The sequence below is a fragment of the Paenibacillus sp. FSL K6-1096 genome, from assembly GCF_037977055.1.
Classification (GTDB): Bacteria; Bacillota; Bacilli; order Paenibacillales; family Paenibacillaceae; genus Paenibacillus_AQ.
On the sequence record NZ_CP150274.1, the window covers coordinates 4,661,346 to 4,684,269 of the forward strand.

Consider the following 22,924-nt stretch of genomic DNA (forward strand, 5'->3'; position numbering starts at 1 on the left):
CATTAGATCACAATAGCGTTCATGGGGCAGCGGAGCGGGGGCTGATATCATTATAGGCAAGCAGAGACTGCTGCACAGCAGCGGACTTGCGGACAATAGCCAAGGGGGTTGACAACAGATGAAGAAAACAAGATACGGATGGCTTGCAGGCCTTACAGCCCTGCTGATCATTGCAAGCGGTTGCAGCAGCAAGGACGGGTCCGGCACACCGGCTGGAGCGGCTGAAGGCGCTAATTCCGGCGGACAGAACGCCAAGACCATTACGCTGAAATTCTGGGGCGGGGTTCCCGAGGAGGCCGGACCGCTGGATATGGTGAAGGCCTGGAATGCGGCTAATCCCGGGGTGCAGGTGGAATATGTCCGTTACGTCAATGATGACAGCGGCAATCTGAAGCTGGATACGGCGCTAGTGGCCGGAGAGAATATTGATCTGTATACCAACTACGCCAAGTTCCAGCTGGAGAAAAGAGTGCAGTCCGGCGGTGCGCAGAACCTCAGCGAGCTGGGCGGGTATGATATTGAAGCGGCTATGGGCGAGCAGGCCAAGGCTTGGCAGTTCGACGGCAGCTACTATGGCCTTCCGACGGTCTCCTCGAAGTCTTTTGTCTGGCTGAACAAGAATAAGCTGGATGCTGCCGGACTGAAGCTGCCGGATAACAACTGGACCCAATCGGACCTGGCCGAATATGCGAAGGTGCTCAGCAAGGATTCAACCTACGGTTATGTTCAGGGCACCAACATGTTTCCCTTCGGCATGGACGGCGAGCTGCAGAATGAATTCGTCAAGGACGGCAAGTCCAATCTGGACAGCCCGGTGACGCGCGGCTCGCTTGCGAGCTGGTATAAGATGATGCATGAGGATAAAAGCATGCCCGCCTACGGCGAGCAGATTGCCACCAAGCTTCAGGTCGATGCCTCGTTCCTGAAAGGGGAAGCGGCCATGCTGGGCTCCGGCAACTTTATTTTCCGCAATGCGAACAATCTGACCGACTACCCGCGTGATTTCAAAATCGCCTTTGCCGCCATTCCGCGCCCGGATGGAGCGAGAGAGGACTTCCGCCTGGAAGGCGGGCTGAGCGATGTCGTTGCTATCAATCCGAATTCGGCTTACAAGGAGGAGGCGTGGAAATTCCTGCAATGGTATGCGGATGAAGGCGTAGCCTACCTGACCAAGGGCGGCCGCATTCCTGCTTCGGCGAAGATCGATAATTCCCAGACACAGGCCAAGCTCGTAACAGGCTTTGAAGAGCTGTATGACCTTGAATCGATGCAAAGAGTGCTGTTCGGCAGCCAGGATACGTATATCAACACAGTGCCGGTTCAGCTGAATGACCTGCGCATGGAGGAAATGGAGCATTATTTCCTGAAGGATAAGACGCTGGAGGAGACCTTCCAGAGCATGGTCAAGCGCCACGACGAATTAATCGCCAGAAGTAAATAACCCTTAGCGTAATTACCAAAATACCCGTACCGCCGGAGAATCGAGGTTCCTGGCTGTACGGGTATTTCGCTTACTGGAATCCCGGCTCCTGTTGCGGGATTGTGATGGCAATATTGCTTCCAGCCTTCCCGCCCGCCTGAAGCTCATACGCGCTGCGCAACCCCTCCGCGCTAAGCGGGAAGACCGGGCCAGGCGGTGCCATCAGCTTCCGTGCAGCAATCAGCCGGGCGAGCTCGGATAATTGGAAGGCATCAGCCGTCGGGAGGATTTGGGCCGCCTGGATACCCAGCCCGGCAGCCCGTGCCGGATCGGGTAGTCCAGCTGTGGAGACCAGCCGTCCGCCGGACGCGAGCACCGCGAAGCTGCTGTCCAGCACGCGGCCCCCTGTCGTATCGATGACCACATCGATACTCTGCCCCAGGATTGCAGCGAAGTCCTGTCCGCTGCTGTTAATGGCCTGGTCTGCTCCCAGGCCCCAGGCGGCATCGAGATCTGCATCGCTGCTGATCGTCGTAATCACGGTTGCGCCCCGGAGCTTGGCGAGCTGTACGGCGAAGCTGCCGGTTGCTCCGGTGCCGTCATGCACCAGCACACGGTCCCGGCTGGACACCCGGGCCGCCGCCAGCGTCTGCCAGGCCGCCAGCCCGGCTGCTGCGGTAAGCGCCGCCGCTTCATAGCATAGCTCCCGGGGCTTGAGCGCAAGCTCCGTCTCCCGGGCCAATGCATATTCTGCGTAGCTTCCGCCCGTCCTGTTAAGGATCAGGCCGAACACTTCGTCACCGGGCCGGAAGCGGGTTGCTGCCGGACCGGGGTCGGTGATCCTTCCGGCCACTGCTGTGAGCAGCTGGCTGTTCAGGGACCCGGCAGGCGGATGAAGCGAGGCGGCGTGCAGCCGGATGAGGACCTCATGCTCGCCTGGAACGGGCCGCCGGGCATCCATCTCGGTGAAGCTCCAAGTCCCATCGTGCGGTTCCGGGAATAGGATTCTCATCTTGTGGTATGACCTCCTTGTACTGCTGGCCTGTTATTTGGTTCATACTATACTCATGACGCCGGATGAAGTCAAAATTTCCGGTTCTTGCCGAATATTCGGACAAAGGATTGAAATCAGAGAGTACAGTACTGTAGAATTGCACTATATCAGATTCAACCAAGAAAGGGATTGTAACGCTTGAATAATGAAGAGATTATCCATGAGCTGCCGGAGAACTACGAGGAACTGAAGAAAGCCGCCGGCCGTTCCGCAGACTGGAGAGCCCGCCTTGCCGCCGTAGAGGAGCTGGGCCGCTATAACCACAAACAGATTATTGATATTCTCACCCGCCTGATGAACAGCGATCCTGTATATACCGTTCAAGAAGCTGCATACCGGAAGCTGAGCGCTTTTGGCGAAGAGGTCAAGGTCCCCTCGAAGAACAAGGCAGAGCTGTTCCGGGGAATCTCCAAGATTGTCCTGCGGATTAAGAAAAGTCTGCCGAGAGACCACTCCTATGAAGAATTCAAGGAGAAGCTCAAGAAGATGCGGATTGACGTCTACGATGCCTACGAAGGCGAGAAGGGCGAGCAATTCGATCAATGGCTGCGGAAGCTGTGGATGTCTGACGCCAAATAAATAGACGAACAGCAAGCGGAGAGAGAGGGAGGGTTCCTGATCGCTCCGCTATATTTTTGTGATGGAGGAAGATGTTATGCTTACCGCTAAATTTCAGGAATTCCTAGAGCTTTCAGCGCAATTGCGCCCCGGGTATCCCGCCAGTCTGGGCAAGGCCCCGGCAGAAGGCAGCACGGTGCTTGCAGCATGGACACCGGAAGTTCCCGGACTGCTGCAGGCAGTCTACGATCATGTGCTTGGAACGGACAGCGGCGAAGAGGACCCCAGTCTGGTGGAATTCATCCCGGGCTACCGGCTGATCCATATCAGCGAATACGGCAGGGAGCTTGAGGTGCTGTCGGGTATACTCCAGGAGAAGGGCTATACCGGCGGCGGAGTGGTGCTGCCTCTCTTGACCAACTACGGCAGCGACTACATCTGCTATCACAGGTCGGAGGATGGAACGGAGCGGATCTGCGATCTGCTGCATGATTACGGCGATCTGGTGGTGATGTACGATTCCCCGGATACCTTCCTGAAGACCTTGTGCCAGTTCTATAAGCAGGAGGTCTATTTCCTCGATGAAGAGGGCTATCTGGACTGCGATCTGGTGATGGAAGGCGAAGTGGGTGCGGCGCTGAATTCCGGAGCGGCTTATTGGTCGGAGTGAACATAGGCAAAATACTAAAAAAAGGAGCTGCCTCAGAAGCCATGAAACGGCTACTTGGGACAGCTCTTTATGCTAGAGTAGATTCAGCGTGAAAATGTATGCTGTTTTTCGTTCCCACAATAAGGGGCTGTCACTTTTGCGACAGCCCTGTAGTATTTTGATCTCCGGGCTTCAGGACCTGACGGTTCCGCAGCCTGGTAACTTTTTATTCCGCAGCCTTCTTCTCCTGCTCGCGCAGCTCGACTCTGCGGATTTTGCCGGAGGTTGTCTTCGGAAGATCTGTAATGTACTCAATCTTGCGCGGGTACTTGTAAGGAGCGGTCTGCTCCTTGACATACGCCTGCAGCTCCTTGGTCAACTCCGGTGATCCGGTGTGGCCGTCCTTCAGAACAATGAACGCCTTGACGACCGAGCCCCGGATCTCATCCGGGCTGGCGACCACGGCGCATTCCTTCACCAGGGTATGCTTCATCAGCGCTTCCTCCACCTCGAACGGCCCGATCGTGTAGCCTGAGCTGATGATGATGTCATCGCCGCGGCCCTCGAACCAGAAGTAGCCGTCCTCATCCTTGCGCGCCCGGTCGCCGGTAACGAAGTATTCTCCATGCGAGCTGTTCACCTTGCGTTCAGGGTCCTTGTAGTACTGCTGGAACAGGGCCGGCATACTCAGATGCACGGCGATGTCCCCGACTACTCCGGCCGGCAGCGGCTGCCCCGCCTCGTCGATGACTTCCACAATGCCCGGGGCAATCGATTTGCCCATCGAGCCGATGCGGATCGGTTCATCCTTCAGTGCCGCAATAATGAGTGTGCTCTCGGTTTGTCCGTATCCGTCACGGATAGTAAGATTGAAGTGCTGCTGGAATGTATGAATGACCTCCTCGTTTAGCGGTTCCCCGGCGGATACCGCACAGCGCAGATTCGACAGATCGAATTGCGTCAGCCCTTCCGTCTTGGCCATCAGGCGGTATTCGGTCGGTGTACAGCACAGCACCTGAATCTTCTCATCCTGCAGCAGCTGCAGATAGCGCTCCGGATGGAAGGGGCCGTTATAGACGAAGCCGGTGGCTCCATTGCCCAGTACAGTTAGGAACGGACTCCAGATCCACTTCTGCCAGCCTGGTGCGGCAGTGGCCCAGATCGTATCCGATTCACGGATATCGAACCAGAGTGAGGAGGTGATCCGCAGATGGGCGTATCCCCAGCCATGCGTATGCACGACAGCCTTCGGATTGCCGGTGGTGCCGGAGGTATAAGCCAGGATGGCAATATCATCCCGGCGGCTGGCTACGGCAGGGAAGACATCCGCTTGTCCTTCCATCAGGCCCGCAAGGTCCAGCCAGCCTGCTTCCGGCTCAGCTTCTCCGGCCGATACCGACAGACGGTAATCCAGCGCAGGCAAGTCCTCCGCGATCTTGTTGACTTCGCCGGTTGCCTCGGACCAGACAATTACAGCCCGTGCTTCGGAATGGCGCAGCCGGTAGGACAGATCCTTGGCCCGCAGCATTTCAGAGGAAGGAATCACAGCCAGCCCCAGCTTCAGGCAAGCCAGATAGATTGCGTAAGCGATAATCCGGCGGGGAACCATGACCAGCACCCGGTCGCCTTGCTTCAGGCCCAGTCCGCTCAGTCCGCCGGCCAGCCGGTTTGCCTGGGCCATCAATGCTCCGTAGGTGATAGTCTCCAGGCTTCCGCTCTCGTGTAGCCATTTAATCGCAATCTTGTCTTCCGGATGGCGTTCCATCTCCGAAGTAAGATTGTAGAATTCAGGTGCAATCCAGCGTTGATAATCCAAATGAATCTCTCCTATATAAACGTGATGTTATTTCTGTTATTTACAGTATAGCACGTTCTCCTAGTACCAGATGCTAATTGCCGGAAGGTTACCGGAGAATGTTCTGTGACAGTTATTCTTGAGGGATTCCGGGTACATTATTAATTACAGCCCTTCATATAGAATGAAGCGGCAGAAAGAGGCAGCGGCAATGAATGAGAAACCAATCATTAATGAGACAGAATTTAATGAGATATTTGCGATTATGGAAGCTTCTTTTCCGGTAAGTGAGATCAGGACCCGCAGCGGCCAGCAGGCTTTGCTGAATCATCCTTATTATCATTTATATACGCGCAGGAATGCAGAGGGCCGGATATCGGCTTTTTTGGCGGCTTGGGAATTACCTGAACTGCGGTTTGTGGAGCATATCGCCGTCAACCCGGAGCTGCGGAGCGGAGGGATCGGCAAGCAGCTGATGAGTGAATTCATTGCCGCCTCGGACAAGCCGGTGCTGCTTGAGGTGGAGCCGCCGGACGGTGAGCTGGAGCAGCGGCGGATCGGATTCTACGAGCGGTTGGGCTTTTATCTGAATCCCTATGAATATGTGCAGCCGCCGCTGCGTGCCGGGCAAGCCGATCTGCCGCTGCGCATCATGACCTATCCTGAACCGGTTACAGTGGAGCAATTTGGGCGGTTCAGGGATCTTTTGTATACAGAGGTGTATGGGGTGGATGCGCGGAACAGAGTCTAGCGGCCGGAAACAGCTTGAATTACTTCTTTACAATCCGGATACAAGTTGGAAACAAGTTAATGGTTTAATACAGATATAGCAAGGGACACTTAAACAAACACCATAGAACAAGGGAGACGATATTCAATGAAAAGCAAAAAAATGATCATAGCTACCATGGTATTCGGAATGACTGTTACCGGCGCAGCAGGTGTCTATGCAGGGACCAATATGGAGAGAATCAGTGCCTACCTGAACCACAGCATCGGCTTCAAGGTCAACGGGGCAGCTTACACACCAGTGGATAACAACGGCAAAAAGCTGGCGCCTATCACGTACAAGGATACAACGTATCTTCCGGTACGGGCAGTGGCCGATGCGCTGAAGGTGCCGGTTACATTCAATGCTTCTACGAATGAAGTCATTCTGGGCAGCGGCTCGGCTACACCAGCACCGGATAACGGTTCAGCAGTGAAGCTGACAGCAGTGCAGTACAGCACAGCACAGAAGGAACAGATCATTAAGGCGTTCGCGAACTTTCAGGGCTTCGAGACGGCATATGCTCCAACCCAGATGACCAGCGGAGATGCCTTCCAGAAGGTGGCGGGCGGAGATGACGGCGTAAGCTTTCTTTTCACAAAAATGCGTGTGAACGTATCGCCGCGTGATTACGCTTACGCGTATGACGGTACCACAGTGAAGCTCTCTAACGGAACAGAAGCGAAATGGTACACGCCTTCGGATATTCCGATGCTGACTTTTAAGCTGGCTGACCGGTTCGTAACCATCAGCTCCCCGGATCAGTCACTCAGCAAAGCGCAAATGGAGAAAGTGGCTGTAGGTGTGGAGAAGCAGAGCAAATAAAATCTTCAGATAAAAGGGATGTCCCGCGGACATCCCTTTTGTTGTTTTGCGGCATATGCGTGTACCCGAATGTACTGAATTAATGCACTATTTGTTGGTGCTATGCTGTTTATTGGCCAGTCTTGCGCCCGGTGTTCCTTTGCCCCGGTGCTTGTTCTTCAGCGCTTTCCGCTGGTTCTCCTGGAATTTCTCCACGAATTCATGCGTGTTCATTGCCAGCCTCCTATTTATTGAGTATTGTAGGGATCTTACGCTTACTCTGTCCAATTCACTGGACCCTGATGCATGACAAGAGATGAATATCAAAAAAAGCTTGCAACCATTAAGCAGACATGGTATATTCTATTTCTGGCCGCGAAACATCAACGCCTTGCTCGAAAAGAAGTTAAAAAAGAGCTTGCATTGATCGGTCGGATGTGATATATTATAAGAGTTGCTGGTGACGAGATAATGACCGCCGACAACGAGCTTGATCTTTGAAAACTGAACAACGAGTGAGTATCGGAAATCACTTCGGTGATTCCAAAAAATGATGAATTTCACAGCGTCTTGTACGCTTTAGAAATCTCATCTTGAGAATGTAACCATTCTCGTCAGATGTTTCAAAATGAGCTATCGCTCTTTCTATAAGCGCTTACTTCGGTAGGCGACCACATTGGAGAGTTTGATCCTGGCTCAGGACGAACGCTGGCGGCGTGCCTAATACATGCAAGTCGAGCGGAGTCTTGTTGGAAGCTTGCTTCCAACTTGGCTTAGCGGCGGACGGGTGAGTAACACGTAGGCAACCTGCCCCTAAGACTGGGATAACTACCGGAAACGGTAGCTAATACCGGATAATCTCTTTCCTCTCCTGAGGGAAGAATGAAAGGCGGAGCAATCTGCCGCTTAGGGATGGGCCTGCGGCGCATTAGCTAGTTGGCGGGGTAACGGCCCACCAAGGCGACGATGCGTAGCCGACCTGAGAGGGTGAACGGCCACACTGGGACTGAGACACGGCCCAGACTCCTACGGGAGGCAGCAGTAGGGAATCTTCCGCAATGGGCGACAGCCTGACGGAGCAACGCCGCGTGAGTGATGAAGGTTTTCGGATCGTAAAGCTCTGTTGCCAGGGAAGAACGTCCGGTAGAGTAACTGCTGCCGGAGTGACGGTACCTGAGAAGAAAGCCCCGGCTAACTACGTGCCAGCAGCCGCGGTAATACGTAGGGGGCAAGCGTTGTCCGGAATTATTGGGCGTAAAGCGCGCGCAGGCGGCTATTTAAGTCTGGTGTTTAAACCTTGGGCTCAACCTGGGGTCGCACTGGAAACTGGGTGGCTTGAGTACAGAAGAGGAAAGTGGAATTCCACGTGTAGCGGTGAAATGCGTAGAGATGTGGAGGAACACCAGTGGCGAAGGCGACTTTCTGGGCTGTAACTGACGCTGAGGCGCGAAAGCGTGGGGAGCAAACAGGATTAGATACCCTGGTAGTCCACGCCGTAAACGATGAGTGCTAGGTGTTAGGGGTTTCGATACCCTTGGTGCCGAAGTTAACACAGTAAGCACTCCGCCTGGGGAGTACGGTCGCAAGACTGAAACTCAAAGGAATTGACGGGGACCCGCACAAGCAGTGGAGTATGTGGTTTAATTCGAAGCAACGCGAAGAACCTTACCAGGTCTTGACATCCAACTAACGAAGCAGAGATGCATCAGGTGCCCTTCGGGGAAAGTTGAGACAGGTGGTGCATGGTTGTCGTCAGCTCGTGTCGTGAGATGTTGGGTTAAGTCCCGCAACGAGCGCAACCCTTGACTTTAGTTGCCAGCAGGTAAGGCTGGGCACTCTAGAGTGACTGCCGGTGACAAACCGGAGGAAGGTGGGGATGACGTCAAATCATCATGCCCCTTATGACCTGGGCTACACACGTACTACAATGGCCGGTACAACGGGAAGCGAAGCCGCGAGGTGGAGCCAATCCCAGCAAAGCCGGTCTCAGTTCGGATTGCAGGCTGCAACTCGCCTGCATGAAGTCGGAATTGCTAGTAATCGCGGATCAGCATGCCGCGGTGAATACGTTCCCGGGTCTTGTACACACCGCCCGTCACACCACGAGAGTTTACAACACCCGAAGTCGGTGGGGTAACCCGCAAGGGAGCCAGCCGCCGAAGGTGGGGTAGATGATTGGGGTGAAGTCGTAACAAGGTAGCCGTATCGGAAGGTGCGGCTGGATCACCTCCTTTCTATGGAGAATCGTCTTCGGAAGTGGAGACATTCAAATTTGAAATCTAGCCGGTCGGCTAGTTACTCACTCGTTGGTCAGTTTTGAGAGTTTAAGCTCTCAAAGGTAAGAACCTTGATCCTTGAAAACTGGATACCGAAACGAATTTGCGTTTTAGAACATTCCTTTAAGCTGAACTTGTGTAAGCAAGTTTAAATTTAGTAATGCTGAGCGATTTTCCTACCGGAAAACGCATTGGTTAAGCTATTAAGAGCACACGGAGGATGCCTAGGCGCCAGGAGCCGACGAAGGACGTGGCGAACAACGAAACTGCCTCGGGGAGCTGTAAGCAAGCTTTGATCCGGGGGTGTCCGAATGGGGAAACCCAGCTGTGGTAATGCACAGTTACTCGTATCTGAATACATAGGATACGCAGAGGCAGACCAGGGGAACTGAAACATCTAAGTACCCTGAGGAAGAGAAAACAATAGTGATTCCGTCAGTAGCGGCGAGCGAACGCGGAACAGCCTAAACCAAGGGGCTTGCCCCTTGGGGTTGTGGGACGTCTCACATGGAGTTACAAAGGAATATGGTAGGCGAAGAGGTCTGGAAAGGCCCGCGATAGAGGTAAAAGCCCTGTAGCCCAAACTGTGTTCCCTCCGAGACGGATCCCGAGTAGTGCGGGGCACGTGAAACCCCGTATGAATCTGGCAGGACCATCTGCTAAGGCTAAATACTACCTGGCGACCGATAGTGAATCAGTACCGTGAGGGAAAGGTGAAAAGCACCCCGGAAGGGGAGTGAAATAGAACCTGAAACCGTGTGCTTACAAAAAGTCAGAGTCCTCTATATGGATGATGGCGTGCCTTTTGTAGAATGAACCGGCGAGTTACGTTCAACATGCAAGGTTAAGGTGAGAAGCCGGAGCCGCAGCGAAAGCGAGTCTGAATAGGGCGACTGAGTATGTGGGCGTAGACCCGAAACCGTGTGATCTACCCCTGTCCAGGGTGAAGGTGCGGTAACACGCACTGGAGGCCCGAACCCACGTACGTTGAAAAGTGCGGGGATGAGGTGGGGGTAGCGGAGAAATTCCAATCGAACTCGGAGATAGCTGGTTCTCCCCGAAATAGCTTTAGGGCTAGCCTCGGTGAATGGAGTGGTGGAGGTAGAGCACTGATTGGGTGCGGGGCCCGCAAGGGTTACCAAGCTCAGTCAAACTCCGAATGCCACTTACTTCTTGCCGGGAGTCAGACAGTGAGTGCTAAGATCCATTGTCAAAAGGGAAACAGCCCAGACCATCAGCTAAGGTCCCCAAGTGTGTGTTAAGTGGGAAAGGATGTGGAGTTGCACAGACAACCAGGATGTTGGCTTAGAAGCAGCCACCATTGAAAGAGTGCGTAATAGCTCACTGGTCGAGTGACTCTGCGCCGAAAATGTAACGGGGCTAAACACACCACCGAAGCTATGGCTTGATGCTTTGCATCAGGGGTAGGGGAGCGTTGTATGTGGGTTGAAGGTGTACCGTAAGGAGCGCTGGACAGCATACAAGTGAGAATGCCGGTATGAGTAACGAAAAGATCAGTGAGAATCTGATCCGCCGAAAGCCCAAGGTTTCCTGAGGAAGGCTCGTCCGCTCAGGGTAAGTCGGGACCTAAGGCGAGGCCGACAGGCGTAGTCGAAGGACAACAGTTTGAAATTACTGTACCACCGTAATCCGCTATGAGCGATGGGGTGACGCAGGAGGGTAGTGACGCGGACTGATGGATGTCCGTCTAAGCAGTGAGGCTGGTGTGCAGGCAAATCCGCACATCATAAGGCTGGGCTGTGATGGGGAGCGAAAATTACAGTAGCGAAGGTCATGATCTCACACTGCCAAGAAAAGCCTCTAGTCAGGAGAAGGTGCCCGTACCGCAAACCGACACAGGTAGGCGAGAAGAGAATTCTAAGGCGCGCGGAAGAACTCTCGTTAAGGAACTCGGCAAAATGACCCCGTAACTTCGGGAGAAGGGGTGCCTCGGTAGGGTGAATAGCCCGAGGGGGCCGCAGTGAAAAGGCCCAAGCGACTGTTTAGCAAAAACACAGGTCTGTGCGAAGCCGCAAGGCGAAGTATACGGGCTGACGCCTGCCCGGTGCTGGAAGGTTAAGGGGAGTGGTTAGGGGTAACCCGAAGCTATGAACCGAAGCCCCAGTAAACGGCGGCCGTAACTATAACGGTCCTAAGGTAGCGAAATTCCTTGTCAGGTAAATTCTGACCCGCACGAATGGCGTAACGACTTGGGCGCTGTCTCAACGAGAGATCCGGTGAAATTTTAATACCTGTGAAGATGCAGGTTACCCGCGACAAGACGGAAAGACCCCATGGAGCTTTACTGCAGCTTGATATTGAATTTGGGTACGATCTGTACAGGATAGGTGGGAGCCGTGGAAGGCGGAGCGCAAGCTTCGCTGGAGGCGCCGTTGGGATACCACCCTGATCGTATCTAGGTTCTAACCTGGTACCCTAAGCGGGTACGGGGACCGTGTCAGGCGGGCAGTTTGACTGGGGCGGTCGCCTCCTAAAGAGTAACGGAGGCGTTCAAAGGTTCCCTCAGAATGGTTGGAAATCATTCGAAGAGTGCAAAGGCAGAAGGGAGCTTGACTGCGAGACCTACAAGTCGAGCAGGGACGAAAGTCGGACTTAGTGATCCGGTGGTACCGCATGGAAGGGCCATCGCTCAACGGATAAAAGCTACCCTGGGGATAACAGGCTTATCTCCCCCAAGAGTCCACATCGACGGGGAGGTTTGGCACCTCGATGTCGGCTCATCGCATCCTGGGGCTGAAGTAGGTCCCAAGGGTTGGGCTGTTCGCCCATTAAAGCGGTACGCGAGCTGGGTTCAGAACGTCGTGAGACAGTTCGGTCCCTATCTGTCGTGGGCGCAGGAAATTTGAGAGGAGCTGTCCTTAGTACGAGAGGACCGGGATGGACGTACCGCTGGTGCACCAGTTGTTCCGCCAGGAGCATGGCTGGGTAGCTACGTACGGACGGGATAAGCGCTGAAAGCATCTAAGCGTGAAGCCCCCCTCAAGATGAGATTTCCCAGTATGTAAGACCCCTTGAAGACGACGAGGTAGATAGGTTGGAGGTGGAAGTGCAGCAATGCATGGAGCTGACCAATACTAATCGGTCGAGGGCTTATCCAATAAACTACCCCAAAAAGTGAAGAAGACGCTGACAAAGCGGATTCCGAGTACTTTCCGGGGGCCCCGTAACAAGGGCAAACGCAGATTTCTGTTTCGGATTCAGTTTTCAGGCGATTAAGCCTGGCAGGAAGTTAAACCGATGGTTTGATATTTTCTGTAGCGATTTCGAGAAGCGTAGGCTTCGAAAAATCACGTTTGGTGGCGATAGCGGAAGGGTTCCACGCGTACCCATCCCGAACACGACCGTTAAGCCTTCCAGCGCCGATGGTACTTGGACCGAAGGGTCCTGGGAGAGTAGGACGCCGCCAAGCGGGATTTCCCACACACATCTGTGGTATTTTTTTTGCCCTGATGGGTTGAATAGTGTATAAGAACGGGCCTTTAGCTCAGCTGGTTAGAGCGCACCTCTGATAAGGGTGAGGTCAGTGGTTCGAGTCCACTAAGGCCCACCATATTCCCTGATAGCTCAGTTGGTAGAGCACTCGACTGTTAATCGAGTTGTCACAGGTTCGAGTCCTGTTCGGGGAGCCACTTTGGAGAGGTGTCCGAGTTTGGCCGAAGGAGCACGATTGGAAATCGTGTAGGCGCCACAAGCGTCTCGAGGGTTCGAATCCCTCTCTCTCCGTAGCAGTACTTCTTTTGAATAGGGATGAGAACCCTCAGTGGTTCGTTGGAGCATAGGCTTCGTTAGCACTGCTTCGCAATCTCGTAACGAAGTGAAGAGTATCCCTCTCTCTCCGTAGCAGTACTTCATTACATTCCACAGCATGGCCCGTTGGTCAAGGGGTTAAGACACCTCCCTTTCACGGAGGTAACATGGGTTCGAATCCCATACGGGTCACCATTTTTGATGGGATGAGAATTCCCTGGGTTCGTTGAAGCATAGGCTTCGGAAGGAATACTTCGCAATCTCGTAACGGAGTGAAGAGTATCCCATACGGGTCACCATTTTTGATGGGATGAGAATTCCCTGGGTTCGTTGAAGTTTAACATGGAGGCTTAGCTCAGCTGGGAGAGCATCTGCCTTACAAGCAGAGGGTCGGGGGTTCGAACCCCTCAGCCTCCACCATCTATAACTAAATAGATTGTTATTAATGACGCGGGGTGGAGCAGCCCGGTAGCTCGTCGGGCTCATAACCCGAAGGCCGCAGGTTCAAATCCTGCCCCCGCAATTAACCTTTAACTCTGGAACCGTGGTGTAGTTGGCCTAACATGCCTGCCTGTCACGCAGGAGATCGCGGGTTCGAATCCCGTCGGTTCCGCCATTTTAATGGCATAAGGAATGAGATGGATTAAGGCAACAGGGATTGAGCATCCTATATTTCGAAGTATAGAGGTTCCACCTGATTCCGACATTGGGGATTAGCCAAGCGGTAAGGCAACGGACTTTGACTCCGTCACTCATAGGTTCGATTCCTATATCCCCAGCCATCATTTTTTGGGATTGAGTTCTTGTATGAGAGCCATTAGCTCAGTTGGTAGAGCACCTGACTTTTAATCAGGGTGTCGAAGGTTCGAGTCCTTCATGGCTCACCATTTTGTTATGACGTGTGCGCGTGTGGCGGAATGGCAGACGCACCAGACTTAGGATCTGGCGTTTCACGACGTGGGGGTTCAAGTCCCTTCACGCGCACCATGTTTTTGCGGACGTGGCTCAGCGGTAGAGCATCGCCTTGCCAAGGCGAGGGTCGCGGGTTCGATTCCCGTCGTCCGCTCCATATAGATTTTGCGCCCTTAGCTCAGCTGGATAGAGCGTTTGACTACGAATCAAAAGGTCGGGAGTTCGAATCTCTCAGGGCGCGCCATTTATCACTTCCTTGAATCATCTAAGTGTCCGTCAGATTCGAACGAGTTCGTTGAAGCATAAGCTTCGATAGCTCTACTTCGCAATCGGATGCGTAGCATCCGTATCTCTCAGGGCGCGCCATTAACGGGATGTAGCTCAGCTTGGTAGAGCACCTGGTTTGGGACCAGGGGGTCGCATGTTCAAATCGTGTCATCCCGATATTTCATCTGTGCGGGTGTAGTTCAATGGTAGAACTTCAGCCTTCCAAGCTGATAGCGTGGGTTCGATTCCCATCACCCGCTTATAGAAGTATTAGACAGTCCTTGGGCCATCCAGGGGCTGTTTTCTTGTTATTGAGGTAGTTCTCCGAACGTTGCGATGGGGGGAAGGGCCTCATGCTCCACAGCCAGTAACTATAAAAGAGAAATCCTGCATAAATTGCAACAATGCTAATCAATAGAAGCGGCATATGCAGAAATCCTGCACCAAATGCAACAAAACCATCCCTCATTTGCTCTAACCACCGGAATTTCTGCAGATAATGCAACAATCCTCCTCAGCAAGTAACAGTTACAGAGAAATCCTGCAAAATATGCAACATTGCTCTCCATACCAAGCGGCGGGGGAGGCATGTGGTCCGAACGTATGCGAAAAACCGAACACAATAGTCGATGCCACAGCAGATGGTCCGAACGTATGCGAAAAACCGAACACAATAGTCGATGCCACAGCAGATGGGCCGAATGTATGCAGACAAACCGAATTCAACCTCAACATGCTGGTGTAACGGACTTGGAGAAACGAATGGAGCCTGCCAGCCTGGTGCGCTTGTTTGCCGACAGCCTAGTTTCCCAAGAACTGGTATAGTAGAGCTGTGGAATCATTGACAACATTTACTTGGAAGCTGAGGGCATCGTTATGACAGACAAGGTAATTCGGATTTTCAAAATCATCAATGCGATTCAGGCCAATCCCGGGATTACAGCGGCGGACTTGGCCTACAGGTGCGAGGTCCATATTAGAACGATATACAGGGATCTTGAGGTTATCAGCCATTTCGCTCCGGTGACGAATGAGGGCAGGGGAACCGGCTACAGGTTCATGGGCAAATTCTTTCTATACCCGCTGGACTTCACGGAGCAGGAGTCTCTGGCGTTCTCGCTGCTGCCGTCGGTGCTGCATGAGCAGAAGATCCCGCCGGGATTTCATTCCGCATATGATAAGGTAATGGGGACCCATCTGAAGGAGAAGTCCAGACAGAACGGGCTGCTGGAGAACATCGCTGATATTATCCAGATGGGTACCCCGGCCTACCGCAAGAAGAGCCGGAATTTCCTGCAGCCGCTGATTGCAGCGATTCTGGAGCAGCGCAGCATCCGGGCAGTATACCATTCTCAATTACGCAATGAGATCACGGAACGGAAGATTGATCCGTATTATCTGGTTCCGCGGGATCAACGCTTTTATCTGATTGGCTATTGTCACCTGCAGAGCGCCATCCGTACCTTCCGCATCAGCCGTTTTCAGCAGGTCGAGATGACGGCGTCCACTTTCGATAAAGGCAATTTCAATATCAAGCAGTATCTGAAGAACACCTGGTCGATTCATCGGGGGACAAGAAATATTACGTTCAAGGTACGGTTTCACCCCGAGGTGGCGCGTTACATCAAAGAAGAAGAGCTGTTCGTACGTCCGCGGATGAGTGATGAAGGGGATGGTACCCTGCTGTTTGAGGTCACGGTTAACAATGAGCAGGAATTCACCAAATGGATTCTGCAATACGGACCGAATGCAGAGATTCTTGAGCCGCCGTCAGCCAGAGAGGGATTGAAGCAGCAGCTGGAGCAATGGCTGGATGTGTATCAGCAGTGAGAAACGTGCAGGTTTTTGTCTGATTTAGGGGAGCGTCTGTCGAAAAGATTAGATTGATCCATTGCATTGGGGATTAAGGTTTTTTGGAGGAAATTTATGTCGGGAAAGAATTGACCAGCGTGGGGAAACCGAGTATTATATGGAATATAATGGAATGATAGGAGGCAAGATAGAAATTGCTGGAACTGGATGGGATGAACGAGGACTCTTTGACAGATATGCTTAAGGTATCATTTTCATGGGAGAACTGGACGGCAATTCTTGAGATTTCGGACAAGCTCTTTGAACTCGCTATTATGACCTACGGCTCTCAGCAACAGGGGATGAAGAGATATTCCCTCAAGAAGAATATAGCGTATTATCTCGGGTACAGCGCCTGTATGAAAGGGATCGCTTATCAGAAGCTCGGGAATCTCGCTGAATCCAGAAAGTGTATCCGCCTGTATGAGGATATGAGCTGGATCAAAGACCTGAATCAGGAAGTTCTCACGGAAGTCGAATACTACAAGAATATTGCTATCGCCAACACTTTCGTCATTGATCTGCTGGAGGGTAAGACAGAGGTACTCCCCGATTACGTGGAATTCATCCGCAAGGGCGATAAGGAGGAGCTTCTGGCCTGTCTGATCACTGTGCTGGAGTCCGCCATCAAGTACAACTTCTGCATTGATTGGGTCCTCGATGAGTTCAAGGAACAATTGAAGGAATTGAGCTGCAGAGAGAAGAAGGAAGACATACGATACTACATAGATTACATGCATCTTAGCGCAATATATTTGTATAAAAGACAAAAAATTCATGATGCAATTAATTTGACTCTCTATATTTTGGTAATAAGTAGTAAACTTTATGATGGGACAGGCTTCCGGAAGATCGTTTCCTTTTACGAGCATATCCGCAGCCATGCCTCAGCTGAGCAGCAAGAATCTTACCGGAATATTATGAAAAATATCTTAGAGAGGGAGTTTTTAAAAGATGAAAAAGGCGATCTCGTTATTAACAGCCGTATTGCTGATTAGCACAACCGCAGTGGTCACAACGGCAGGCGCAGGTAGTGGCGGTCATCTCACAGGATACTCCGGCAATGTCTCTGTCAACAATCACGGTGCTGGGCATTAAGCTGACTCCTCTCAGGTTTTGCTTTAGGAGATTAATACTTATTAGAAACAGGGGTAAGCGACAGCTTACCCCTGTTTAGATTTTCAGATCATGTTACAATCCCAGTGCCTCGGCAATCCGCTGTCCGAACTCCGGGTCGGCCTTGCGGAAGTGGCCAATCTGGCGGAGCTTGATCTCATCCGAGTTCACCGGAGTCATGGCCTCGACAATGTTCCGCACCAGCCGTGCGCGTTCCTCTTCACTCAGCAGGCGGTAGAGATCCCCCGGCTGGGTGTAATGATCGTCATGATCATAGGCTACACTGTCAGCCTGGCCGGAGACTTCAAAAGCAGCCGCTTTATGCTGCGGCGACTCGGTGGCTCCGCCGAAGCTGTTAGGTTCGTAGTAGACAGAGCCGCCTCCGTTACTCGTGGCATTCATCGCGCCGTCACGCTGGTTATTGTTGACCTCGGCGATGGGCCGGTTAATTGGCAGCTGGTTGTGATTAGCGCCTACGCGGTAGCGGTGGGCATCACCGTAGGCGAACAGGCGGCCCTGGAGCATTTTGTCGGGTGAGGCTTCAATTCCGGGTACGAACGAGCCGGGCGAGAAGGTCGCCTGCTCCACTTCAGCGAAGTAATTCTCCGGGTTGCGGTCCAGCACCATGCGCCCTACCTCAATTAGCGGATAGTCCTTCTGGGACCATACTTTGGTCACATCAAACGGATCGAACCGGTAGCTGTTCGCATCCTCCTCAGGCATAATCTGCACATACAGTGTCCATGCCGGGAAATCCCCGTTGTCGATCGCATTGAACAAATCCTCGGTATGATAATCCGGGTGCTCGCCTGCCAGCTGTGCCGCCAGCTTCACATCCAGGTTCTGCACGCCCTGTTCGGTCTTGAAATGGTATTTCACCCAGACAGCCTGGCCTTCAGCATTGACCCATTTGAACGTATGGCTGCCGAATCCGTGCATATGGCGGAGGGTGGCGGGGATGCCGCGGTCAGACATGAGAATGGTGACCTGATGCAGCGATTCAGGCGAGAGCGACCAGAAATCCCAGACAGCTGTCGGGTTCTTCAGGTGGGTCTGCGGATGACGCTTCTGGGTATGAATAAAGTCCGGGAACTTAATGGCATCACGGATGAAAAATACAGGCGTGTTGTTCCCGACCAGGTCATAGTTGCCTTCCTCGGTGTAGAACTTCACGGCGAAGCCGCGCGGATCGCGCACAGTATCGGCAGAGCCCAGCTCCCCGGCTACAGTGGAGAAACGGATGAACATCGGGGTGCGTTTGCCGACCTCAGACAAGAATGCAGCTTTGGTATACCGGGACAGGTCACGGGTGACCTCGAAGTAACCATGGGCGCCTGCGCCTTTGGCATGAACGACACGTTCCGGGACACGCTCGCGGTTGAAGTGGGCCAGCTTCTCCAGCAGATGGACATCCTGCAGCAGAGTAGGGCCGCGGGAGCCTGCTGTCATGGAGTTCTGGTTGTCACCTACAGGGGCACCCCAGCTTGTGGTTAGTTTGTCGTTGTTATGGTTTGCAGTCATGAACGAAATCACCTCGTGTAAGGATTTGATTTTAGATTAAGTATAAATTTATAGTATTTTTAAAATAAAATCAATCCTTTTTTATAATAATTATAATTAAAAGTTGCTGGTAAATAAAAAACTCCCATCCGCAGCAGCGGACAGGAGGGGGAGTGTCAGACAAACAGCAGATAAGAGAGCGAGTGCGGACACTCAGCGCACACTAGAGGAAGTGTCGAACAAACAACGGACAAAAGAGAGTTGTCGAGCAACAAACGACAGTATAAGCATGTTAGGCAACCGCGGGCACGGGAATGGAATGTCGGACAAACAGCAGCCAATCGTTAATCCCGCACCAAATGAGGGGCAGACTGCTGCTGTGTCTAGCTTCGGATATACATCCGGTTATAGTATTCATCCAGCATGCGCTTGGTGGCGAACTCGGTACGGGTGGTCTCGATGCTGCGGTGCATCATCTGCACCCACTTCGCCTGGTCGTCATAGAAGACGGGAAGGACACGGTTAAGAAGCGTATCGTACAAGGCTTCACTGTCGTGCTGGTCAAGCACTGCGAAATCGGTCGTCTCGAAGCCATCGCCGATCTGCCAGCCGTTCTCGCCGTCGATGCAGGCCTCCGGCCACCAGCCGTCCAGGATGGAGCAGTTCAGCACGCCGTTCATGGCGGCCTTCATCCCCGAGGTTCCACTCGCCTCCAGCGGCCGGCGCGGGTTGTTCAGCCAGATATCAGCACCGCGGGTCAGCTGTGCGCCGATGGTCATATCGTAGTTCTCCAGGAAGACTACGCTCTTCGGATATTTTCTCATCATGGCTACGAGGTTGCTGACGATGCGCTTGCCGTTGTCGTCCAGCGGATGGGCCTTGCCGGAGAAAACAATCTGGATCCTGCCGCTCTCCAGATAAGGCTCTATAATGTCCGGCCGGGAGAAAATCAGGTCGCTGCGCTTATAAGGAGCAGCCCGGCGGGAGAAGCCGATTAGCAGATTATCTGCATTCAGGGCGATGCCGGAGCGCTCTTCGATGAAGCCAATCAGCTCCTGCTTGATCTCCTTGTGCACGGCCCACAGATCGCCGCCTTCCTCGAAGGCGCGGGTCATCCGCTCATCCGCCCAGGTAGGGGTATGAATCGCATTGGTGATGCCGATGATGGCGGATCTGCCGGCGACTTCCTTCCACATTGTGTTCGCAGTGTCGGCATGAAGCTGGGCCACCGCATTCGAGATCCGCGACAGCCGCAGGCCTGCGACGGTCATATTAAAGGGCTCTCCGCCGATCCGCTCCATCTGCGCCCGGGTTAAGCCATTGAACGCTCCCATGTAGTCGAGACGGTCCAGCGGATGGGTCTCATTGCCTTCCTTGATCGGGGTATGGGTAGTGAACACAACCTCTTCCCGTGTAGCTCTCCAGGCTTCTTCAAACGTACTGCCGCCGGACATTTTCTCACGGATCAGCTCGATCGCGGCCAGGGCCGCATGTCCTTCGTTGAAATGATAGACATCGATGGGAATGCCCAGGGCGCGCATGGCTTTGACGCCGCCGACCCCCAGCACGATCTCCTGGGCGATCCGCTCCTCCCCGAACCAGCCGTAGAGCTGGCCTGTGATCCAGGCATCGCTGTTCTCCGGGATATCGGTATCCAGCAGATACAGCGGATTGTTGCCGAAATGGTCTGTTTTCCACACTTTGCAGCGGACATCGGTTTTTCTGATTTTGACGGTGACAGTGACGCCTGTATCTTCGAGGAAGTCATACACATAGTTGTGGTAGGAGTCGTAGGGGTTGCCGTCTGCATCAATCTTCTGGTCCGTATAGCCCTGCTTCCATTTGAGCCCGATGGGGATGATGGGGGCCCCGATGTCCCGCGCGCCCTTGATATAATCTCCGGCCAGGATACCCAGGCCTCCGGCGTACATTTTGAAGTCGGAATGCAGTCCGTACTCCATGCTGAAATAAGCTACTGACGGTAAGGGTTTCTCGCTCACTTGATAAGCCTCCTAATACGATTTGGATTACAATCAGGGACTGCTGCAGGCTGTATCTAAGATGCAAACGTTTGCTCAAAAGGGAAGACCAGGATCTGGAAGCGATTGCACCATCATTCTAGCACATTCATATGCAAAAAGCACAGCGAAGTTTAAGTGACAGTTGGGGGCAGCGGATGCAATAATAAAAATTTGATTAACCTGGCCGAAGGCCATAAGATAAGGGGAGTATAATTGATAGCCGAGGCAGGCGGCTCTGGTAAGTAATGAGCGCAGCGGCGGACAAACCTAAAATAAACCAAATGGTGGTGTAAAGGTTGAGTATAGTTGTCATTGGAAGTCTCAATATGGATATGGTAGTGCGGGCGGACCGGGCGCCTGAAGCAGGCGAGACCCTGCTGGGCCAGGGCTTTGCGCTGTCTCCGGGAGGCAAAGGGGCGAACCAGGCGGTTGCGGCAGCACGGCTCGGGGCGGAGGTCACGATGATCGGCAGAGTCGGGAAGGATGCATTCGGCAGCGGGCTGCTGGAGATTATGAAGCAGGAGCAGGTGAACACCGCGTACATCTCACAGAGCGCTTCCCAGGCAACGGGGGTAGCCTCGATTGTGGTGGACGGAGCCGGGGAGAACCGGATTATCGTGGTGCCAGGTGCCAATGTAGAGATGACGCCGGCGGATATTGAAGCGCTGGAGGCGGTGATCGGTGAGGCCCGGATCGTGGTGATGCAGCTGGAGACGGATCTGGCGATGTGCGAGGCGGCGGCAGGGATCGCGTCCCGATGCGGAATTCCGGTCATTCTCAATCCGGCACCGGCCCAGCCGCTCAGGGATGAGCTGCTCAAGCATGTTACCTATCTGACGCCGAATGAGACGGAGGCGGGCATACTGGCCGGCATCTCTGTTGAGAGTCTGGAGGATGCGGAGCAGGCGGCCGGAATCATGCTGCAAAAAGGGGTTCAGCACGTTATCGTAACCTTGGGCTCCGAAGGGGCGCTGATCGTAAATACAACGGGAAGCCGCCATGTTCCCGGGTTCCCGGTGCAAGCGGTTGATACAGTGGCCGCCGGAGATTCCTTCAACGGGGCACTGGCTTGGCAGCTGACCTGCGGCACGCCGCTGGAGGAAGCGGTCCGCTTCGCGAATGCTGTCGGTGCACTGGCGGTGGGCAAGACGGGAGCGATCTCCTCGCTGCCAAGGCTGCAAGAGGTAGAGCAGTTCCTCCAGAACGCCGCAGATGCAAAAAGCACGTAAAGCACATATAGTATGACAGATACATAAGGAGCTGAAGCCATGAGCGGTACAGTAACGGTCAAGAATATCACCCTTGGGGAGGGAATGCCCAAAATCTGCGTTCCGCTGGTCGGGACAACGCTGGCCGAGCTGCGCGGGGAAGCTGAAGCGCTGAAGGCGCTGGCCCCGGATGTGGTGGAGTGGCGCTGCGATTACTTCATAGAGGTGGACAACCTTACAGCCGTACAAGAGGCGCTTGAAGTGATTCACGGTGTGCTGCCGGAGATTCCGCTGATCTTCACCTTCCGCAGCGCTAAGGAAGGCGGGGAGCGGGAGATCTCCACGGAATATTACATCCGCCTCAATGAAGCGGCGGCCGCGAGCGGGCTGGTGGATATCATTGATGTGGAGCTGTTCAATGAAGAAGCGGATGTCCGCAGGCTGATTGCAGCGGCGCATGGGCAGGCGGTGTTCGTCATTCTCTCGAATCACGACTTCCACGGAACGCCGTCCGGGGAGGAGATCGTCTCCCGGCTGCGCCGGGCGCAGGAGCTGGGCGGGGATCTGCCGAAGATTGCCGTCATGCCGCAGCATGCGGGAGATGTGCTTACGCTGCTGGCGGCCACGCACCAGATGAGGGAGCAGTATGCCGACCGGCCGATCATTACGATGTCGATGGCCGGAGAAGGCGTGATCAGCCGGCTGGCCGGAGAGATTTTCGGCTCGGCCCTGACCTTCGGGGCGGCGCACAAGCCTTCGGCCCCGGGGCAGGTGGCGGTGGCGGAGTTGCGCCGGGTGCTGGAGCTGCTGCACCGCAGCCTGTAGCTGCCGGGCAGCGTAGCGGCAGCAGATTAATTAAGCGGAGTGCTTTCAGCCGGTTGTGGCGGAAGCACTCTTTTCTATACCAGTAAAGACCGGATGGGGTTTGAAACGTTGCCTGCCTATGCCCTACAATG

14 protein-coding genes, 14 tRNA genes and 3 rRNA genes are annotated in these 22,924 nt (G+C 53.7%); 26 read left to right on the forward strand and 5 right to left on the reverse strand.

The window, feature by feature from the left end; all coding sequences use genetic code 11:
* Positions 1 to 118 precede the first annotated feature (118 nt).
* Complete coding sequence (locus MHI24_RS20605; protein ID WP_340021401.1) at positions 119 to 1,441, forward strand: extracellular solute-binding protein; 1,323 nt, start codon at positions 119 to 121, stop codon at positions 1,439 to 1,441.
* 70 nt (positions 1,442 to 1,511) lie between these two features.
* Here the strand turns inward: MHI24_RS20605 and MHI24_RS20610 are convergent, their stop codons facing one another.
* A complete protein-coding gene (locus MHI24_RS20610; protein ID WP_340021402.1) occupies positions 1,512 to 2,432 on the reverse strand; it encodes an NADP-dependent oxidoreductase in 921 nt (306 codons plus the stop codon).
* A gap of 180 nt (positions 2,433 to 2,612) precedes the next feature.
* On the opposite strand from MHI24_RS20610, the gene MHI24_RS20615 reads away from it, so the two are divergent.
* Positions 2,613 to 3,053: a HEAT repeat domain-containing protein gene (locus MHI24_RS20615; protein WP_340021403.1), complete on the forward strand. Its 441-nt coding sequence runs from the start codon at positions 2,613 to 2,615 to the stop codon at positions 3,051 to 3,053.
* 76 nt (positions 3,054 to 3,129) lie between these two features.
* A complete protein-coding gene (locus tag MHI24_RS20620; protein ID WP_340021404.1) occupies positions 3,130 to 3,702 on the forward strand; it encodes a hypothetical protein in 573 nt (190 codons plus the stop codon).
* Between the two features lie 205 nt (positions 3,703 to 3,907).
* Here MHI24_RS20620 and MHI24_RS20625 read toward each other — a convergent pair whose 3' ends face one another.
* A complete protein-coding gene (locus MHI24_RS20625) occupies positions 3,908 to 5,446 on the reverse strand; it encodes an AMP-binding protein (RefSeq protein WP_340026743.1) in 1,539 nt (512 codons plus the stop codon).
* Between the two features lie 241 nt (positions 5,447 to 5,687).
* On the opposite strand from MHI24_RS20625, the gene MHI24_RS20630 reads away from it, so the two are divergent.
* The gene (locus MHI24_RS20630; RefSeq protein ID WP_340021405.1) at positions 5,688 to 6,227 is read left to right on the forward strand and encodes a GNAT family N-acetyltransferase; all 540 of its coding nucleotides are present in this window, start codon (positions 5,688 to 5,690) and stop codon (positions 6,225 to 6,227) included.
* A gap of 126 nt (positions 6,228 to 6,353) precedes the next feature.
* Positions 6,354 to 7,070: a hypothetical protein gene (locus MHI24_RS20635; protein WP_340021406.1), complete on the forward strand. Its 717-nt coding sequence runs from the start codon at positions 6,354 to 6,356 to the stop codon at positions 7,068 to 7,070.
* Between the two features lie 87 nt (positions 7,071 to 7,157).
* On the opposite strand, the gene MHI24_RS20640 is transcribed toward MHI24_RS20635, so the two are convergent.
* On the reverse strand, positions 7,158 to 7,283 hold the full coding sequence (locus tag MHI24_RS20640) for a DUF4023 family protein (protein WP_340021407.1): 126 nt from the start codon (positions 7,281 to 7,283) through the stop codon (positions 7,158 to 7,160).
* A gap of 439 nt (positions 7,284 to 7,722) precedes the next feature.
* Between MHI24_RS20640 and MHI24_RS20645 the strand changes: the two genes are divergently transcribed.
* From MHI24_RS20645 to MHI24_RS20735, 19 genes are all read left to right on the forward strand, one after another.
* Positions 7,723 to 9,283: ribosomal RNA gene (locus MHI24_RS20645) — 16S ribosomal RNA — on the forward strand.
* Positions 9,284 to 9,518: 235 nt separating this feature from the next.
* Positions 9,519 to 12,444: ribosomal RNA gene (locus MHI24_RS20650) — 23S ribosomal RNA — on the forward strand.
* A 194-nt stretch (positions 12,445 to 12,638) separates the two neighbouring features.
* A 5S ribosomal RNA gene (rrf, locus tag MHI24_RS20655) occupies positions 12,639 to 12,755 on the forward strand.
* The 16S, 23S and 5S rRNA genes sit together here with 14 tRNA genes alongside, the layout of an rRNA operon.
* A gap of 64 nt (positions 12,756 to 12,819) precedes the next feature.
* Positions 12,820 to 12,896, forward strand: a tRNA-Ile gene (locus MHI24_RS20660).
* 3 nt (positions 12,897 to 12,899) lie between these two features.
* Positions 12,900 to 12,975 (forward strand) — tRNA-Asn (locus MHI24_RS20665).
* 4 nt (positions 12,976 to 12,979) lie between these two features.
* Positions 12,980 to 13,069: transfer RNA gene (locus MHI24_RS20670), tRNA-Ser, on the forward strand.
* A gap of 144 nt (positions 13,070 to 13,213) precedes the next feature.
* Positions 13,214 to 13,288 (forward strand) — tRNA-Glu (locus tag MHI24_RS20675).
* A gap of 149 nt (positions 13,289 to 13,437) precedes the next feature.
* Positions 13,438 to 13,513 (forward strand) — tRNA-Val (locus tag MHI24_RS20680).
* A gap of 29 nt (positions 13,514 to 13,542) precedes the next feature.
* Positions 13,543 to 13,616, forward strand: a tRNA-Met gene (locus tag MHI24_RS20685).
* A gap of 15 nt (positions 13,617 to 13,631) precedes the next feature.
* Positions 13,632 to 13,709, forward strand: a tRNA-Asp gene (locus MHI24_RS20690).
* A 91-nt stretch (positions 13,710 to 13,800) separates the two neighbouring features.
* Positions 13,801 to 13,875: transfer RNA gene (locus tag MHI24_RS20695), tRNA-Gln, on the forward strand.
* A gap of 29 nt (positions 13,876 to 13,904) precedes the next feature.
* Positions 13,905 to 13,980, forward strand: a tRNA-Lys gene (locus MHI24_RS20700).
* Positions 13,981 to 13,996: 16 nt separating this feature from the next.
* Positions 13,997 to 14,080 (forward strand) — tRNA-Leu (locus MHI24_RS20705).
* A 7-nt stretch (positions 14,081 to 14,087) separates the two neighbouring features.
* Positions 14,088 to 14,162, forward strand: a tRNA-Gly gene (locus MHI24_RS20710).
* A gap of 10 nt (positions 14,163 to 14,172) precedes the next feature.
* Positions 14,173 to 14,249 (forward strand) — tRNA-Arg (locus MHI24_RS20715).
* A gap of 126 nt (positions 14,250 to 14,375) precedes the next feature.
* Positions 14,376 to 14,449 (forward strand) — tRNA-Pro (locus tag MHI24_RS20720).
* A gap of 12 nt (positions 14,450 to 14,461) precedes the next feature.
* Positions 14,462 to 14,532: transfer RNA gene (locus tag MHI24_RS20725), tRNA-Gly, on the forward strand.
* A gap of 616 nt (positions 14,533 to 15,148) precedes the next feature.
* On the forward strand, positions 15,149 to 16,102 hold the full coding sequence (locus MHI24_RS20730) for a WYL domain-containing protein (RefSeq protein WP_340021408.1): 954 nt from the start codon (positions 15,149 to 15,151) through the stop codon (positions 16,100 to 16,102).
* Positions 16,103 to 16,278: 176 nt separating this feature from the next.
* Positions 16,279 to 17,121: a DNA-binding protein gene (locus tag MHI24_RS20735; protein WP_340021409.1), complete on the forward strand. Its 843-nt coding sequence runs from the start codon at positions 16,279 to 16,281 to the stop codon at positions 17,119 to 17,121.
* A gap of 193 nt (positions 17,122 to 17,314) precedes the next feature.
* Here MHI24_RS20735 and katA read toward each other — a convergent pair whose 3' ends face one another.
* The gene (katA, locus tag MHI24_RS20740; protein WP_340021411.1) at positions 17,315 to 18,760 is read right to left on the reverse strand and encodes a catalase KatA; all 1,446 of its coding nucleotides are present in this window, start codon (positions 18,758 to 18,760) and stop codon (positions 17,315 to 17,317) included.
* A 362-nt stretch (positions 18,761 to 19,122) separates the two neighbouring features.
* The gene (gene glgP / locus MHI24_RS20745; RefSeq protein WP_340021412.1) at positions 19,123 to 20,739 is read right to left on the reverse strand and encodes an alpha-glucan family phosphorylase; all 1,617 of its coding nucleotides are present in this window, start codon (positions 20,737 to 20,739) and stop codon (positions 19,123 to 19,125) included.
* 347 nt (positions 20,740 to 21,086) lie between these two features.
* Here glgP and rbsK point away from each other — a divergent pair, with 347 nt between their 5' ends.
* Entirely contained in the window at positions 21,087 to 21,989 is a 903-nt protein-coding gene (gene rbsK, locus MHI24_RS20750) for a ribokinase (RefSeq protein WP_340021413.1), read from the forward strand.
* A gap of 39 nt (positions 21,990 to 22,028) precedes the next feature.
* Positions 22,029 to 22,793 carry a type I 3-dehydroquinate dehydratase gene (aroD, locus tag MHI24_RS20755; protein WP_340021414.1) on the forward strand — a complete coding sequence of 255 codons (765 nt, stop codon included), beginning with the start codon at positions 22,029 to 22,031 and terminating at the stop codon, positions 22,791 to 22,793.
* Positions 22,794 to 22,924: the final 131 nt, after the last annotated feature.

Excerpts from the sequence above, each read along its gene's own strand:
- MHI24_RS20605 (WP_340021401.1), top strand. The coding sequence starts at position 119 with ATGAAGAAAACAAGATACGGATGGCTTGCAGGCCTTACAGCCCTGCTG.
- MHI24_RS20610 (WP_340021402.1), bottom strand. The coding sequence starts at position 2,432 with ATGAGAATCCTATTCCCGGAACCGCACGATGGGACTTGGAGCTTCACC.
- MHI24_RS20620 (WP_340021404.1), top strand. The coding sequence starts at position 3,130 with ATGCTTACCGCTAAATTTCAGGAATTCCTAGAGCTTTCAGCGCAATTG.
- MHI24_RS20625 (WP_340026743.1), bottom strand. The coding sequence starts at position 5,446 with ATGGAACGCCATCCGGAAGACAAGATTGCGATTAAATGGCTACACGAG.
- MHI24_RS20630 (WP_340021405.1), top strand. The coding sequence starts at position 5,688 with ATGAATGAGAAACCAATCATTAATGAGACAGAATTTAATGAGATATTT.
- MHI24_RS20635 (WP_340021406.1), top strand. The coding sequence starts at position 6,354 with ATGAAAAGCAAAAAAATGATCATAGCTACCATGGTATTCGGAATGACT.
- MHI24_RS20640 (WP_340021407.1), bottom strand. The coding sequence starts at position 7,283 with ATGAACACGCATGAATTCGTGGAGAAATTCCAGGAGAACCAGCGGAAA.
- MHI24_RS20730 (WP_340021408.1), top strand. The coding sequence starts at position 15,149 with ATGACAGACAAGGTAATTCGGATTTTCAAAATCATCAATGCGATTCAG.
- katA (WP_340021411.1), bottom strand. The coding sequence starts at position 18,760 with ATGACTGCAAACCATAACAACGACAAACTAACCACAAGCTGGGGTGCC.
- rbsK (WP_340021413.1), top strand. The coding sequence starts at position 21,087 with ATGGATATGGTAGTGCGGGCGGACCGGGCGCCTGAAGCAGGCGAGACC.
- aroD (WP_340021414.1), top strand. The coding sequence starts at position 22,029 with ATGAGCGGTACAGTAACGGTCAAGAATATCACCCTTGGGGAGGGAATG.